The organism is Pseudomonas sp. S11P7 (genome assembly GCF_023195435.1).
Taxonomy (GTDB): Bacteria; Pseudomonadota; Gammaproteobacteria; order Pseudomonadales; family Pseudomonadaceae; genus Aquipseudomonas; species Aquipseudomonas fluorescens_G.
The window spans coordinates 3,978,164-3,992,442 of record NZ_JALPKS020000002.1; the positions used below are offsets into that span (position 1 = coordinate 3,978,164).

General features: G+C 61.2%; 11 protein-coding genes. 5 read left to right on the forward strand and 6 right to left on the reverse strand.

Features of this window, described 5'->3' with window-relative positions; translation table 11 throughout:
- Nucleotides 1–120: 120 nt before the first annotated feature.
- Nucleotides 121–435 (reverse strand): 3-phosphoglycerate kinase, encoded by a 315-nt coding sequence (locus M0746_RS18270; protein WP_258450130.1) that lies wholly within the window; start codon nucleotides 433–435, stop codon nucleotides 121–123.
- 49 nt (nucleotides 436–484) lie between these two features.
- Here M0746_RS18270 and M0746_RS18275 point away from each other — a divergent pair, with 49 nt between their 5' ends.
- From M0746_RS18275 to M0746_RS18290, 4 genes are all read left to right on the forward strand, one after another.
- Nucleotides 485–1,408: a LysR family transcriptional regulator gene (locus M0746_RS18275; RefSeq protein WP_090282261.1), complete on the forward strand. Its 924-nt coding sequence runs from the start codon at nucleotides 485–487 to the stop codon at nucleotides 1,406–1,408.
- Nucleotides 1,409–1,422: 14 nt separating this feature from the next.
- Nucleotides 1,423–2,226, forward strand: coding sequence for an alpha/beta fold hydrolase (locus M0746_RS18280; RefSeq protein ID WP_258450131.1), 804 nt, complete (start codon nucleotides 1,423–1,425; stop codon nucleotides 2,224–2,226).
- Nucleotides 2,227–2,229: 3 nt separating this feature from the next.
- Nucleotides 2,230–2,793, forward strand: coding sequence for a peptidylprolyl isomerase (locus M0746_RS18285; RefSeq protein ID WP_053118162.1), 564 nt, complete (start codon nucleotides 2,230–2,232; stop codon nucleotides 2,791–2,793).
- A gap of 88 nt (nucleotides 2,794–2,881) precedes the next feature.
- The gene (locus M0746_RS18290; protein ID WP_203421141.1) at nucleotides 2,882–4,714 is read left to right on the forward strand and encodes an ABC transporter ATP-binding protein; all 1,833 of its coding nucleotides are present in this window, start codon (nucleotides 2,882–2,884) and stop codon (nucleotides 4,712–4,714) included.
- A gap of 56 nt (nucleotides 4,715–4,770) precedes the next feature.
- Here M0746_RS18290 and M0746_RS18295 read toward each other — a convergent pair whose 3' ends face one another.
- Complete coding sequence (locus M0746_RS18295) at nucleotides 4,771–5,895, reverse strand: GNAT family N-acetyltransferase (protein WP_258450132.1); 1,125 nt, start codon at nucleotides 5,893–5,895, stop codon at nucleotides 4,771–4,773.
- Nucleotides 5,896–6,174: 279 nt separating this feature from the next.
- On the opposite strand from M0746_RS18295, the gene M0746_RS18300 reads away from it, so the two are divergent.
- Complete coding sequence (locus tag M0746_RS18300) at nucleotides 6,175–7,497, forward strand: putative porin (RefSeq protein ID WP_258450133.1); 1,323 nt, start codon at nucleotides 6,175–6,177, stop codon at nucleotides 7,495–7,497.
- A gap of 145 nt (nucleotides 7,498–7,642) precedes the next feature.
- On the opposite strand, the gene M0746_RS18305 is transcribed toward M0746_RS18300, so the two are convergent.
- From M0746_RS18305 to hrpA, 4 genes are all read right to left on the reverse strand, one after another.
- Complete coding sequence (locus tag M0746_RS18305; RefSeq protein WP_258450134.1) at nucleotides 7,643–7,879, reverse strand: anti-sigma factor family protein; 237 nt, start codon at nucleotides 7,877–7,879, stop codon at nucleotides 7,643–7,645.
- A complete protein-coding gene (locus M0746_RS18310; RefSeq protein WP_258450135.1) occupies nucleotides 7,873–8,484 on the reverse strand; it encodes an RNA polymerase sigma factor in 612 nt (203 codons plus the stop codon). The genes M0746_RS18305 and M0746_RS18310 overlap by 7 nt, the downstream gene beginning before the upstream one ends.
- A gap of 137 nt (nucleotides 8,485–8,621) precedes the next feature.
- A complete protein-coding gene (locus tag M0746_RS18315) occupies nucleotides 8,622–9,743 on the reverse strand; it encodes a beta-ketoacyl-ACP synthase III (RefSeq protein WP_258450136.1) in 1,122 nt (373 codons plus the stop codon).
- Between the two features lie 327 nt (nucleotides 9,744–10,070).
- Complete coding sequence (gene hrpA / locus M0746_RS18320) at nucleotides 10,071–13,982, reverse strand: ATP-dependent RNA helicase HrpA (RefSeq protein ID WP_258450137.1); 3,912 nt, start codon at nucleotides 13,980–13,982, stop codon at nucleotides 10,071–10,073.
- Between the last annotated feature and the right edge of the window lie 297 nt (nucleotides 13,983–14,279).

The window sequence follows — 14,279 nt, forward strand, 5'->3', positions numbered from 1 at the left end:
GCTAACCCCATCTTCCCTGTGTGGGAGCGAGCCTGCTCGCGAAAGCGGTGTGTCAGCCAACATTGATGTATCTGATACGCCGCTTTCGCGAGCAGGCTCGCTCCCCACAGGGATCCGCTGTTATTTCGGGGTGCAGGTCAGTTTGATGCGCAGCTTGATGATCTCGCGGGTGAACTTGGCCGTGGCGTTTTTATGTTTGCCGGCCGGCACGTCGATGCTGCGTGTACGCGGCGCTTCCGGGCCGTTGCTGAATACGGCACGACACGTGGCGTCGACGTCACCGTAGTTGGCCACGCGGATCGAGCCGATGTCGTTATCGGTGTCGAAGGTCTCGTAATCGATCTTCATGCCGTTAAGGTCTTTCCGCACATCGATCGGATAAGCAAAAGCCGTTAACGGCAGCAACGCCAGCACCACACAACAGAATTTTTTCATTCGCCGCTCTCCATGGGGAACGGCCAGCTTAGGACAAGAGGAGCTATTGATGAAAGCGCCCCGCGTGACCCTAGATCAATGGCGAACGTTGCAGGCCGTGGTCGACCACGGCGGATTCGCCCAGGCTGCCGAGGTCTTGCACCGTTCGCAATCGTCGGTGAGCTACACCGTGGCGCGCATGCAGGACCAGCTCGGCGTGCCGCTGCTGCGCATCGACGGCCGTAAGGCCGTGCTCACCGAGGCCGGCGGCGTGCTGCTGCGCCGTTCCCGGCAACTGGTGAAACAGGCCAGCCAGCTCGAAGACCTTGCCCACCACATGGAGCAAGGCTGGGAAGCCGAAGTGCGGCTGGTGGTCGATGCCGCGTACCCGAGCGCGCGCATCGTGCGCGCATTGACCGCGTTCATGCCGCAGAGCCGCGGCTGCCGGGTGCGCCTGCGCGAGGAAGTATTGTCGGGCGTTGAGGAAGTCCTGCTCGAAGGCGTTGCCGACCTGGCCATTACCGGGCTGAGCATTCCCGGTTATCTGGGGGCGGAGTTGAGCGATGTCGAGTTCGTCGCCGTCGCCCACCCGGATCACCCGCTGCACCGGCTCAATCGCGAGCTGAGTTTTCAGGATCTGGAAACCCAGATGCAAGTGGTGATCCGCGACTCCGGTCGCCAGCAGCCGCGCGATGTCGGCTGGCTCGGCGCCGAACAGCGCTGGACGGTTGGCAGCCTTGCCACTGCCGCAACGTTTGTCAGCAGTGGACTGGGCTTTGCCTGGCTGCCCCGGCACATGATCGAGCGGGAACTCAAGGATGGCTCGCTGAAGCTGCTACCGTTGGACCGAGGCGGCAATCGCAATTCCAGCTTCTATCTGTATTCGAACAAGGACAAACCGCTGGGCCCGGCCACGCAAATCCTCATCGAGCTGCTGCGCACCTTCGATACCTTGCCGCTGGACGCCCCGTTCGCCGCCCCCGAACAAGCCTGACACGGAGTTCACCGATGGCCTTTTTCGAGCACGAAGGTTGTAACCTGCACTACGAAGAATATGGCCACGGTGCGCCGTTATTGCTGGTTCACGGGCTCGGTTCGAGCACGCTGGACTGGGAGATGCAGATTCCGGCCCTGGCCGCGCATTACCGGGTGATCGTCCCGGACATTCGCGGTCACGGCCGCTCGGACAAGCCGCGCGAGCGTTACAGCATCGCCGGTTTCAGCGCCGACCTGCTCGCGCTGATCGATTATCTGGACCTGGGCCCGGTGCATTACGTCGGCCTGTCGATGGGCGGCATGATCGGCTTCCAGCTCGGCGTCGATCAGCCCCAGGCGCTGAAAAGCCTGACCATCGTCAACAGCGCACCCCAGGTCAAACTGCACAGCCGCGACGATTACTGGCAGTGGTTCAAACGCTGGAGCCTGATGCGCCTGCTCAGTCTGGAAACCATCGGCAAAGCCCTCGGCAGCAAACTGTTTCCCAAACCGGAACAGGCCGACCTGCGACGAAAAATGGCCGAACGCTGGGCAACAAACGACAAACGTGCTTATCTCGCCAGCTTCGATGCGATTGTGGGCTGGGGGGTTCAGGAACGACTTTCCCGGGTGACCTGTCCAACCCTCATCGTCAGCGCCGACCGCGACTACACGCCCGTGGCGCTGAAAGAAACCTATGTAAAACTGCTACCGAATGCGCGGTTGGTGGTGATCGCCGACTCGCGCCACGCCACGCCGCTCGATCAACCCGAACGCTTCAACCACACGCTGCTGGAGTTTCTCGCCGCAGCCGATATTCAATCTCAGGATCACTGACCCATGCTGAAAAAACTCGCCCTCGCCGCTGGTACCGTGCTGTTTGCCGCCAACCTGATGGCTGCCACCCCAGCCAAGGCGCCCCATGTTTTGCTCGACACCACCAACGGCCAGATCGAAATCGAACTGGACCCGGTCAAGGCACCGATCAGCACCAAGAACTTCCTCGAGTACGTCGACAGCGGCTTTTACACCAACACGATTTTCCACCGCGTGATCCCGGGCTTCATGGCCCAGGGCGGCGGCTTTACCCAGCAGATGCAGCAGAAAGACACCAAGGCGCCGATCAAGAACGAAGCCAGCAACGGCCTGCACAACGTTCGCGGCACCCTGTCGATGGCGCGCACCTCCAACCCGGATTCGGCCACCAGCCAGTTCTTCATCAACGTGGCTGACAACGCGTTTCTCGACCCGGGCCGTGACGCCGGTTACGCGGTGTTCGCCAAAGTGGTCAAGGGCATGGATGTCGTCGACATCATCGTCAACTCGCAAACCACCACCAAAAGCGGCATGCAAAACGTGCCTGTCGACCCTGTGATCATTAAGTCGGCCAAGCGCATCGACTGATTGCTGCAGGGCATTACGAGCGGCGGCGGCCTGATCCCGCGCCGCTCACACTGATAAAAGGAGAGCCCGTATTGCGGGCGATTATCTGATGCTCTATCGCCGTTTCGAACAACTGATCGACATATTCCGCGACGCCCCGACGGCGTCTCCTCCAGACCGCGTCTGGCCTTTCTATACCTATTATCTCAAGCAGGTCTGGCCCAGTTTCGCCGCCCTGCTGGTTGTCGGCCTGTTTGCCTCGCTGATCGAAGTGGCGCTGTTCAGTTACCTGAGCCGCATCATTGATCTGGCGCAGGGCACGCCCAATCCGAATTTCTTCAGCGACCACGCCCTCGAACTGACGTGGATGCTGGTGGTGGCGCTGGTGCTGCGGCCGATCTTTTTCGCCCTGCACGACCTGCTGGTGCACCAGACCCTGAGCCCGGGCATGACCAGCATGATTCGCTGGCAGAACCACAGCTACGTGCTCAAGCAGAGCCTGAATTTCTTTCAGAACGACTTCGCCGGGCGCATCGCCCAACGCATCATGCAGACCGGCAACTCGCTGCGTGATTCGGCGGTGCAGGCGGTCGACGCCTTGTGGCACGTGGTGATCTACGCGATCAGTTCACTCGTGCTGTTCGCCGAGGCCGACTGGCGCCTGATGATCCCGTTGCTGACGTGGATCGTCGCCTACATCGGTGCGCTGTATTACTTCGTGCCCCGCGTGAAGGAACGCTCGGTGGAAGCCTCCGATGCGCGCTCGAAACTGATGGGGCGCATCGTCGACGGCTACACCAACATCGCCACGCTGAAACTGTTCGCCCACACCAACTTCGAACAGCACTACGCCAAAGAGGCGATCGAAGAACAGACCGTCAAAGCACAAATGGCCGGCCGCGTGGTGACCAGCATGGACGTCACGATCACCACCATGAACGGCCTGCTGATCGTCGGCACCACGGCGCTGGCCTTGTGGCTGTGGACGCAGTCGCTGATCACGGTCGGGGCGATTGCCCTGGCGACCGGGCTGGTGATCCGCATCGTCAACATGTCCGGGTGGATCATGTGGGTGGTCACCGGGATCTTCGAAAACATCGGTATGGTCCAGGACGGTTTGCGGACCATTTCGCAACCGGTCAGCGTCACCGATCACGAGCAGGCCAAACCGCTGCAAGTGGCCCGTGGCGAAGTGCGTTTCGAGCACGTGGATTTTCACTACGGCAAAAAGCGCGGGATCATCGGCGACCTCAACCTGAACATCAAACCGGGGGAAAAGATCGGTTTGATCGGCCCGTCCGGCGCCGGCAAATCGACGCTGGTCAACCTGCTGCTGCGTCTGTACGACGTCGAGGGCGGGCGGATTCTGATCGATGGCCAGAACATCGCCGAAGTCGGCCAGGAAAGCCTGCGCGAGCGTATCGGCATGATCACCCAGGACACGTCGCTGCTGCACCGCTCGATCCGCGACAATTTGCTTTACGGCAAACCCGATGCGACCGATGCCGAGCTGTGGGAAGCGGTGCACAAGGCCCGCGCCGATGAGTTCATTCCGCTGCTGTCCGATGCTGAGGGCCGTACCGGGTTCGACGCGCATGTCGGTGAGCGCGGGGTGAAACTGTCCGGCGGCCAGCGGCAACGTATCGCCATCGCGCGGGTTCTGCTCAAGGACGCGCCGATCCTGATCATGGACGAAGCGACCTCGGCGCTGGACTCGGAGGTCGAAGCGGCGATTCAGGAAAGCCTGGAAACCCTGATGCAAGGCAAGACCGTGATCGCTATTGCCCACCGCCTCTCGACCATCGCCCGGATGGACCGGCTGGTGGTGCTGGAAAACGGCAAGATCGCCGAAAGCGGCACCCACGCCGAACTGCTCGCCCACCGTGGTTTGTACGCGCGACTGTGGGCGCATCAGACCGGAGGCTTTGTCGGCATCGATTAAATCTGCCGAACACCACAAGACCTGTGGGAGCGAGCCTGCTCGCTCCCACAGTGGTGCTAGGTCTGGCGGTAGGGCAAGGCGCTACGGGCTTCTTCGGCATAAGCGAGAACGCCGGCGCGTTCCTGCTGGAGGAAATCTTTCACCGCCGCCTTCAACCCTGGATGGCGCAAGTAATGCCACGAATGGGTAATCACCGGCTCGAATCCGCGAATCAACTTGTGCTCGCCCTGCGCACCGGCGTCGAAGCGCTGATAGCCCTGGGCAATCGCATAATCCATACCCTGATAGAAGCACGTCTCGAAATGCAGCCGATCGAACTCGGCCAGGCAACCCCAGTAACGCCCGTAGAAACTGTCGCCACCGACCAGACTGAAGGCCATCGCCACCGGCCGTGAGCCTTGTCTGGCCAGCACCACGCGAATCGCTTCGGGCATGCGCTCGGCCAGCAGGCTGAAGAATTCGCGCGTCAGGTACGGCGCCTGACGCCGCACCGCGTAGGTATTGGCATAGCAGGCATAAACGAAATCCCATTGCGCCTCGTCCAGCTCGCGCCCCTCCAGCCACTCGAACTCGAAGCCCTGCCCCGCCACCTGCTCGCGCTCTTTGCGCATCTGCTTGCGCTTGCGCGAACTGAGCGCATCGAGGAAATCCTGAAAATCGCGGTAGCCGCGGTTCTGCCAGTGATACTGACAGCCAATGCGCTGCAGCCAGCCAGGCTGTTCGGCCATCGCCGCGTCGGTGAACGTATCGGTGAAATTGATGTGCGCACTGGAAAGCCCTTCGATCTCCAGATAGCCCGGCAGGCTCTGGAGCAGTTCGAAACCGTCTTCGACATTCGCCGCTAGCAGGCGCGGACCGCCGACCGGGCTGAACGGCACGGCGCTGAGATACTTGGGGTAATAGTCGATGCCGGCGCGGGCACAGGCGTCGGCCCAGCCATGATCGAAGACGTATTCGCCGTAGGAATGCCACTTGCGATAACCGGGCAATGCGGCGATCAGACGATCACCTTCCACATGCAGCAAATGCTCGGGCTGCCAGCCGCTGTGCGGGCCGACGCTGCCGCTGTCCTCCATCGCACTGAGGAAAGCGTGACGCAGAAACGGCTGGTTTTCCGGCACCAGTGCATCCCAGCTCGCCGGGGCGATTTGCGACAGGTTTTGCAGGCATTGCAACGGCATCGACAAACTCTCCAGACAGACTTCAGCGCCCGGCGAGTATCGCCGATTGCGCGCCGTTGCACACCCGTCATCGCGGCGACAGTGCTCTAGCCCGATAGTTCAGGACCTATCGCGATCGTCATCATCCTGCCATCACTGTGCCACTGCTCTGTCATAAACGATCGCGATACTGGCGCCTGTTTTTAGAGCGCCGGGTTCTAGCCCGGACACAGTTTTCCGACGTCAACGTCGGTTGTGCCCAGGATGGTTCAGCCATCCCTTTCATCTTCGGAGATTGCTATGCGTCTTGCTTCCACGAAAACTGCGGCAGCCCTGTGTGGCGGCCTGTTGCTGGCCATGAGTGTACCGGCCAGTGCCGCAGTCGACGCCAAACTGCTCGACATGCTCAAGGCCAACGGTTCGATTTCCCAGGCGCAGTACATTGAACTGCAAACGGAACTGGCCAAGGATCAGAAGGCTCAGCAAATCGCCCAGCAGGCGCAGCAAGAGACCAACGAACAAGTCGCGGCGGTCGCCAAGAAGAGCAACGAACGAAGCGCCTTCGACCAGAAACTGGCCTGGGCGGCCAAAACCCAGTTCAAAGGCGATGTGCGTGTCCGTCAGGAAACCATCAAGATCGACGGCGAGCCAAACAACGGTGGCCGCGACAAGGACCGTCAGCGCATCCGTGCCCGTCTGGGCGCCTACACCGAGATCAACCCGCAGGTCGACACCGGCATTCGTATTGCCACTGGCGGCGGTGACGACGCGCGTTCGACCAACCAGGACCAGGACAACTACTTCGACAAGAAGCAGATCTGGCTCGACCTCGGCTACATCGACTATCACCCTGACCAGATCAAGAACCTGCACATCATCGGCGGCAAGATGCTGCAACCGTGGGTGAGCATGGGCGACGTGATCTGGGATAGCGACATCAACCCGGAAGGTCTGGCACTGACCTACAAGTACCCATTGGGCGGCAGCGCCGAACTGTTCGGCAGCCTGGGTAACTACAACCTCAAGGACAACGTCGACGGCGACGGCGTGCAATTCCGCCACGACCTGCGCCTGACTGCTGGCCAGTTGGGCAGCCGCTTCAACATCACCGACAACCTGAAAGTGACTCTGGGCGGCAGCGTCTACGCCTACCAGAACGACGACGACAGCCGTTGCACCGGTACTTCGACACCGTGCGCCCTGGCCGTCAACGGCAACTCGGCCAACAACGAATTCCGTCTGTATGAAGGGTTCAGCCAGGTCGACATCGGCGGTCTGCCGATGCCACTGTCGTTCTACGGTCAGTACGTGAAAAACAACGATGCCGTGACCGACCAGGACACCGCCTGGTTGCTCGGTGCCAAGTCGAAAGTGTTTGGCCTGAACCTCGATTACAACTATCGCGACGTGCAGCGCAACGCCGTGGTCGGTGCCTTCACCGACTCCGACTTTGCCAACGGCACTACCGGTTCGCGTGGGCACAAGTTCAAGGTCGGTTACGACATCGACAAGAACTTCGCCATCGGCGCGACCTACTTCCTGACCAAGGCCGACTTCGCCAGCCGCGGTCAGCGCGATGCAGACGCCAACACCCTGCAACTGGACGCGGAAGCCAAGTTCTAAGAAAACAGCTCCAGGCTTCGAGCGACAAGCTGCAAGTCACCGCTCCCCTTGCGGCTTGTCGAACGAAGCTGGTTTTCCTGCAGCCCGGTACAGTCACAGCGATCCCCATCATCCGTTCGCTGGCGCTGCCCCGGGCTGATTTTTTTCAAGGGCTGTCGTCGCGTCGCTGCGTCGCCAGACGTTCAGCCAGCGCGTCTATCCCTTCTTGCGGTTGCTCCGGCATCGCCTTCAGCGTCGCCTGCATCACGCGCATCTGCCGCATGAATCGGCGGCAGTTGGGGCAAAACAGCAGGTGATGGCGCACCATCAGTTTTTCCCGAAAGCTCAACTGTCCATCGAGATAATCGCTGGAGCGCGCCACTTGTTCCTTACACGTCAGCATTCTCCGGTCTCCTCAAAATGCTCCACGGTCGCGAAGACTTTCAGCCGCGCACGATGCAGCAGCACTCGCACGTTGGAGAGCGAGATCTCCAGAAGATTACAGATGTCTTCCAGCTCCAGTCCCTGCCGCTCGCGCAGCAGCAGGACGCTGCTCTGCAGTTCCGACAGGCTCAGCAGCGTGTGCTCCAGGCAGTCACGCAATTCGTCTTGCGTGAGCAGCGCTTCGGGTGTGTCCTGATGCCAGGCGAACGGCGCCACCAGCCAGTGGCCGTCAGCCGAGGAAAAACGATCGTCGTCGATGCTGCCGTGCGGCGATGGCAGATCATCCATCAGCACTTCGCGGCGATTGAGCTTGTAGCGGCTTTTCGCCGAATTGGCAGTGATGGTCAGCAGCCAGGTCTTGAGGCTGGAACGCCCCTCGAAACTGCCCAGATGGCGTACCACCGACAGCCAGGCGTCCTGCACCACCTCTTCGACATGACGCTGGCCGACGATGGCATAAGCCACGGCGCGCATGGCGCTCTGATACGTCGTCACCAGTTCCTTGAATGCCTGTTGCTCGCCGGCCAGCAGCCGCGTGAGCAGGAGGGTATCGTCAGCCGCCATCCATCATCCCCTTGTTCCGATTCCATAGATGAATGCGGCAGGCGATTGGCCTGCCGCTCTCTGCGGAAAAATTACAGCGTTAGAGCCGATTCGGATGTAGGAAAGGTCGCCGCGATTAAGCGGAAATTAAACCAATTTCAACGCTTGCGCAGAATCACGCTGCCGATCGAATAGCCCGCACCGAACGAACTGAGTACCGCCAGCGAGCCGGCGGCTAGATCGTCCTGATACTTGTGGAACGCGATGACCGAACCGGCCGAGCTGGTGTTGGCGTAGGTGTCGAGAATCACCGGGGCTTCCTCTTCGGTGGCTTCGCGGCCGAGCAGTTTGCGTACGATCAGGTGGTTCATGCTCAGGTTGGCCTGGTGCAGCCAGAAGCGCTTCACATCAGCGACGTTGAGCTGGTTTTCCTGCAGATGTTCACCGACCAGTTCGGCCACCATCGGGCAAACGTCCTTGAACACCTTGCGGCCTTCCTGGACGAACAGCTTGTCGCGCGTGCCAATGCCCTCTTCAGCCGCACGGTTGAGGAAACCGAAGTTGTTGCGGATGTTGTTGGAGAACTTGGTCAGCAGCTTGGTGCTGACTACATCGAATTGGTACTCGGAGGTGGCCAGATCGGCACGTTCGATGATCACGGCTGTGGCGGCGTCACCGAAAATGAAGTGGCTGTCGCGGTCGCGGAAGTTGAGGTGCCCGGTGCAGACTTCCGGATTGACCATCAGAATCGCCCGCGCCTGGCCCAGTTGCACACTGTTGGCCGCCGCCTGAATGCCGAAGGTCGCCGAGGAGCAGGCCACGTTCATGTCGAAACCGAAGCCCTGAATGCCCAGTGCTTCCTGAACTTCGATGGCGATCGCCGGATAGGCGCGTTGCAGGTTCGAGCAGGCGACGATCACGCCGTCGATATCAGCGGCGGTCTTGCCGGCACGCTGCAAGGCTTGCTCGGCGGCGCCAACAGCCATCTGGCAGAGCACCGACCATTCGTCGTTGGAACGCTCCGGCAGACGTGGGGCCATGCGTTGCGGATCAAGGATGCCGTCCTTGTCCATGACGAAGCGGCTCTTGATGCCCGAAGCTTTCTCGATGAACGCGGCGCTGGATTCAGTCAGGGCCTGGACTTCGCCGCTGGCGATGGCCTCGGCATTGTCGGCGTTGAACCGGGCGACGTAGGTATTGAAAGATTCCACCAGCTCTTCGTTGGAGATGCTGTTGGCCGGGGTGTACAGGCCGGTGCCGCTGATGACGACGTTATGCATGCTCGTTTCTCTAATCTGTTCAGGCAGAAAGTGCTGGAACCGTCGTACCAACACACAAAGGGTCTATTCCCGTCCGGGGGACGCAAACCTGGCATCGTTTTATTCCGCGGCGCGACACGGCCGAAGGCTCTGGGTCGCGAAACCGGCGTTTATGGTGGCGAAGTTTGCCATAAACCCAGCGATTTGGCGCCATTCTCAAGTTCAACACCCTTGATCGTCCCCACGCTCCCGCGTGGGAATGCAGCCCGTGACGCTCCGCGTCACTGGACGCGGAGCGTCCCCAGAGGCATTCCCACGCAGAGCGTGGGAACGATCAGATCTGGCTGATCAGGGTTCGACCTGACTCCACTGCTTGCTCAGGCGCTTATCAGAAATCGGCACTTTGGTACCCAACTGTTGGGCAAACAGCGAGACGCGATATTCCTCCAGCCACCAGCGGTACAACTCGAGTTGAGGATCGCGCTTGCCTTCCTGCGCATGCTTGGCGGCGCGAGCCTGGTACTGCGCCCAGAGGCCGGCGAGTTCACCGCTCCAGACCCGGTCCTTCTGCAATTGCGCGGCAAGCTTGTCGAAGCGCTGCTCGACTGCTTTCAGGTAACGCGGCAGTTCCTTGAGCCATTGCATCGGCGTTTCACGGACAAACCCCGGATAAACCAGATGGCCGATTTGCTGCTTGATGTCATTGAGCGCCACGGCTTGAGCGAGGTCGATCTTGCCCTTGAAGCGTTTTTGCAAGCCGTGCCACAGCTTGAGAATCTCCAGAGTCAGGCGCGCCACGCGCTCGGCGTGCTCGCTCCAGTTGCCGCGCTTGCGCTCGGCCAGTGCCGCCAGACCGGCGCCGTCACGCGGCAACGGGTCTTCGCCGTCAAGGATGCAGCTGTCGAGACTGGCCAGCAGAATGTCTTCGACCAGCGCATCGACGCGACCCAGCTCACGATAGAGCAAACCCAGTTCGGTCTGCCCCGGCAACTTGCCGCGCAGAAACTTCGCCGGTTCGGCCAATTGCTGCATCAGCAAGCGTTGCAAGGCGCGACGATGCTGGAACTCGGCCTCGGCCGGCGTCGAAAAGCGCCCTTCCCTGACCGCACCGGCCTCCTCGACCAGCGCCGGATACACCGTCATCGACAGGCCGGCAATTTTTTGCTGAGTCTTTTGCGCCACCGGCGCGAAGACTTTCGCCTCCACCGGCTGCTGACTTTTGGCACTCTGCGGCACCGCCAGTGCCGCCTGACTGGCTTCGGCAAAGCGCGCCGTCAGCTCGGCCAGATCGCGACCTTCACCGAGGAACTTGCCTTGGCCGTCGACGATTTCCAGGTTCATGCGCAGATGGCTTTCGACCTGCTGCGCTGCTTCCGCCCACGCCTCGTCACTGACCCGCGCACCGGTCATGCGCAGCAACTCACGGCCAAGCGCTTGCGGCAGCGAACCTTCGGCGAAGGTCATGCGCTGCAACGCAGCCTTGATGAAGTCGGGCACCGGCACGAAATTTTTGCGCAGGGCCTTCGGCAGGTTGCGCACCAGCGCAATGCATTTGGCCTCGATCAGCCCCGGCACCAGCCACTCCAGACGCTCCGGCGGCAGCATCGGCAACAGCGGCGCCGGCACACGCAGGGTCACGCCGTCGCGCGGGTGATTGGGTTCGAAGTGATAGGTCAGCGCCAGTTCGAGATCGCCGATGTGCAGCGTGTCCGGGTAATCACGGGCGGTGACTTCACTGGCCTCGCGGGCCAGCACGTCCTCTTCGCGCATGATCAGCAGTTGCGGATTTTTCTGACTGTTGACCTTGTACCAACTATCGAAGGTCGCGGTCTGGTGAATCTCGGCCGGCAAACGCGCGTCGTAGAACGCGTACAGGGTTTCTTCGTCGGCAAGTATGTCGCGGCGGCGGGCCTTGGCTTCCAGTTCGTCGAGCTGTTCCAGCAGTTGCTGGTTCGCGGCCAGGCATTTGGCTCGGGACTGAATCTCGCCGCGCACCAGACCTTCGCGGATAAACAGTTCGCGCGACACCACCGGATCGACCGGCCCGTAATGCACCGGGCGCCGGCCGACGACGATCAGGCCGAACAAGGTGATCTGTTCGAAGGCCACGACCTGGCCGCGCTTCTTCTCCCAGTGCGGTTCGAAGTGGTTTTTCTTGATCAGATGCCCGGCCAGCGGTTCGATCCAGTCGGCGTCGATCTTGGCGACCATGCGCGCATAGAGTTTGGTGGTTTCCACTAGCTCAGCGGCCATCAGCCATTGCGGGCGCTTTTTGCCGATGCCCGAAGACGGATGAATCCAGAAGCGCCGCTGCCGCGCGCCGAGGTAATCGCCGTCTTCGGTTTTCTGGCCGATCTGGCTGAGCAGACCGACCAGCACCGCTTTGTGCAGTTTCGGATAGTCGGCCGGCTCTTTGTTCAGGCTCAACTGCAGATCACGGCAGATCAGGCTCAACTGGCGATGCGAGTCGCGCCATTCGCGCAAGCGCATGTAATTGAGGAAGTTCTTGCGGCACCAGTTGCGCAGCGGACTGGCCGTCAGCGCCTGGCGCTGTTCTTCAAAACCGCGCCACAGATTGACCAGCCCGGCGAAGTCGGAATCGCTGTCTTTCCATTGCGCGTGAGCCTGATCGGCCGCTTGCTGACGCTCCGGCGGACGCTCGCGCGGGTCCTGAATCGACATGGCGCTGGCGACGATGAGTACTTCCTGCAGGCTGCCGAGTTTCGCCGCTTCGAGCAGCATGCGGCCCATGCGCGGATCGACCGGCAGGCGCGCCAACTGGCGACCCAGCGGCGTCAGCTGACTGTTGCGATCAACGGCCGAAAGCTCTTGAAGCAGATTGAAACCGTCGCTGATCGCTTTGCCATCCGGCGGTTCGATGAACGGGAACGCGGTGATTTCACCGAGGCGCAGATGCAACATCTGCAAAATAACCGCGGCAAGGTTGGTGCGCAGGATTTCCGGATCGGTGAATTCCGGGCGGCCGAGGAAATCCTCCTCGCTGTACAAGCGCACGCAAATACCCGGCTCGACCCGCCCGCAGCGCCCTTTACGCTGATTGGCGCTGGCCTGGGAAATCGCTTCGATCGGCAAACGCTGGACCTTGGCGCGGTAGCTGTAACGGCTGATGCGCGCGGTGCCGCTGTCGATCACATAGCGGATGCCCGGCACGGTCAGCGAGGTTTCGGCGACGTTGGTCGCCAAGACTACTCGGCGACCGGGGTGCGACTGGAAAATCCGCTGCTGCTCGGCCGGCGACAGGCGCGCGTACAGCGGCAGGATTTCGGTGTGTTTGAGCTGGGCCTTGCGCAACATGTCGGCGGCATCGCGGATCTCGCGCTCACCGGGCAAAAACACCAGCACATCGCCGGGGCTGCGGCGTTCGCTGCGCTCGTAAGCGGCGATCTCGTCGAGGGTGGCGAGGATCGCCTGATCGACGGTCAGGTCGTCCTCGACGCGGTTGCCCTCCTCGTCCTGCTCCAGCGTCAGCGGGCGATACCAGGTCTCCACCGGGAAGGTACGGCCAGAGACTTCAACAATCGGCGCGTCGTCGAAGTGTTTGGAAAAGCGCTCCAGATCAATGGTCGCCGAGGTGATGATGACCTTCAGATCGGGACGGCGCGGCAGCAGGGTTTTCAGGTAACCGAGGAGGAAATCGATGTTGAGGCTGCGTTCGTGGGCTTCGTCGACGATGATCGTGTCGTAGCGTTCCAGATAGCGGTCGTTCTGGGTTTCGGCGAGCAGGATGCCGTCGGTCATCAGCTTGATCAGGGTGTTGGCGTCGCTCTGATCTTCGAAGCGCACCTGATAGCCGACCAGCGACCCGAGCGGTGTGCCGAGCTCTTCGGCGACGCGGCTGGCGACGCTGCGCGCTGCGATTCGACGCGGCTGGGTGTGACCGATCAAACCGTGCTGACCGCGGCCGATTTCCAGACAGATCTTCGGCAACTGGGTGGTTTTACCCGAGCCGGTTTCGCCGGCAATGATCAGCACCTGATGCTGTTCCAGGGCCTTTTTGATCTCGTCACGCTTGGCCGCGATCGGCAGGCTGTCGTCGTAACGAATCACCGGCAGACTGGCCTTGCGCGCCAGCACTTGATCACAGGACGCCTGCATGCGCGCGACCCACTGAGCCAACTTGGCCTCATCGGGTTTCTTGCGCAACTCAAGCAACTGCCGGCGCAACCGGTGACGGTCGGCGAGCATGGCGTGATCGAGATTTTTCAGCAGTTTGTCGATGGAGGGCGATTCGTCGGTCATCGGGTAGGCAATTCGGTCGTCTATTTATGCAGGGGGGCGATTGTGGCAGAAAAGCAGCTGTCAGCGCCAAGCCGCAAGCTGCAAGTTAAAAGCCGCTGTGACTTGTAGCTTGAAGCTTGCCGCTTGTAGCTGCTTGTCTAGTGATCGTTCCCACGCTCTGCGTGGGAATGCAGCCGGGGACGCTCTGCGTCCCAGAAGCGGACGCGGAGCGTCCGGTGAGGCATTCCCACGCAGAGCATGGGAACGATCAGCGAAAAGCAGCTATTAGCGGCAAGCCACAAGCTGCAAGTTAAAAGC

Coding starts and splice junctions, on each gene's coding strand:
- M0746_RS18270 (WP_258450130.1), bottom strand. CDS start 435: ATGAAAAAATTCTGTTGTGTGGTGCTGGCGTTGCTGCCGTTAACGGCT.
- M0746_RS18275 (WP_090282261.1), top strand. CDS start 485: ATGAAAGCGCCCCGCGTGACCCTAGATCAATGGCGAACGTTGCAGGCC.
- M0746_RS18280 (WP_258450131.1), top strand. CDS start 1,423: ATGGCCTTTTTCGAGCACGAAGGTTGTAACCTGCACTACGAAGAATAT.
- M0746_RS18285 (WP_053118162.1), top strand. CDS start 2,230: ATGCTGAAAAAACTCGCCCTCGCCGCTGGTACCGTGCTGTTTGCCGCC.
- M0746_RS18290 (WP_203421141.1), top strand. CDS start 2,882: ATGCTCTATCGCCGTTTCGAACAACTGATCGACATATTCCGCGACGCC.
- M0746_RS18295 (WP_258450132.1), bottom strand. CDS start 5,895: ATGCCGTTGCAATGCCTGCAAAACCTGTCGCAAATCGCCCCGGCGAGC.
- M0746_RS18300 (WP_258450133.1), top strand. CDS start 6,175: ATGCGTCTTGCTTCCACGAAAACTGCGGCAGCCCTGTGTGGCGGCCTG.
- M0746_RS18305 (WP_258450134.1), bottom strand. CDS start 7,879: ATGCTGACGTGTAAGGAACAAGTGGCGCGCTCCAGCGATTATCTCGAT.
- M0746_RS18310 (WP_258450135.1), bottom strand. CDS start 8,484: ATGGCGGCTGACGATACCCTCCTGCTCACGCGGCTGCTGGCCGGCGAG.
- M0746_RS18315 (WP_258450136.1), bottom strand. CDS start 9,743: ATGCATAACGTCGTCATCAGCGGCACCGGCCTGTACACCCCGGCCAAC.
- hrpA (WP_258450137.1), bottom strand. CDS start 13,982: ATGACCGACGAATCGCCCTCCATCGACAAACTGCTGAAAAATCTCGAT.